This is a genomic window from Actinoplanes aureus, assembly GCF_015704865.1.
In the GTDB taxonomy this organism is placed as follows: Bacteria; Actinomycetota; Actinomycetes; order Mycobacteriales; family Micromonosporaceae; genus Actinoplanes; species Actinoplanes aureus.
Window position 1 is genome coordinate 1 of the sequence record NZ_JADQTO010000100.1, and the last position, 1,027, is coordinate 1,027.

1 protein-coding gene is annotated in these 1,027 nt (G+C 67.9%); it reads right to left on the reverse strand.

Annotated features, from left to right (window positions below):
* Nucleotides 1–918, reverse strand: a complete 918-nt coding sequence (locus I4J89_RS49100) for an IS5 family transposase (protein WP_196421103.1) — start codon at nt 916–918, stop codon at nt 1–3.
* Nucleotides 919–1,027 lie beyond the last annotated feature (109 nt).

The window sequence follows — 1,027 nt, forward strand, 5'->3', positions numbered from 1 at the left end:
CTAGGCCGTGTTTCGTAGGGCGCGGAGCCATTGGTTGATGGCGGCGATGGTGACGGTGGCTTCGTAGCGCACGGCGAGCTTGTCATACCTTGTGGCCATTGCCCGGTGCTGTTTGAGCTGGTTGATGCCGCACTCCACGGCGTGGCGTTGGCGGTAGGTCTCGGGGTCGAAGGCGGGCGGACGTCCGCCCTTGGACCCTTTGGCCTTGCGGTGCGCGTCCTGGTCGGCCTTGCTCGGGATGCACGCCCGGATGCCGCGGCGGCGCAGATGGGCACGGTTGGCCTTGGACGTGTACGCCTTGTCGGCCAGCACCAGGTCCGGCCGGGTCCGGGGCCGGCCGCTACCGGCTCGGGCAACGCGCACCTTGGCCAGCACGGGAATGAACTGCGGGCTGTCGCCGCGATGTCCGGCGGTCACCACCATCGCCATCACCTTGCGGCCTTGTTCGCAGGCCAGATGCGTCTTGGTGGTCCATCCGCCCCGCGATCGGCCGAGCCCGTGATCTGCCGGCTCGGCCTGCTGCACACCGCCGGGCGGTTCCTTCTGAGTGTCGCCGTCACGGCGGGCTCCGGCCGCGTGCTGATGGGCACGGCTGATCGTGGAGTCCACGCTCACCGTCCAGCCGATCAACCCGGCCGCGTCCGCCCGGGCCTGCAACAAGGCCAGGATCTGCGCCCAGACACCGTCACGCTGCCAGCGGCGAAACCATCGATACAGCGTCTGCCACGGCGGATACACCGCGGGCACATCGCGCCACGGTGAGCCGGTCCGCACCCGCCACCGAATCCCGTCGAGGATCACTCTCATCGTCCATCTGCGCGGCCGATCACGACCGGTTCCCGCAGGCAGCAACGGCTCAAGCACCGCCCACTGCACGTCGGTCAAGTCATGTCGCCTCGCTGCCGCTACGCTCGGCACGAGGTCTCCGGTGTGAAGTTCTGCTTGGTCGCTGAACCAACTACCGGAGACCTCTTCAGTTATCGATCACCGCCACGCCGCAACATCGACGCCTACGAAACACGGCCTA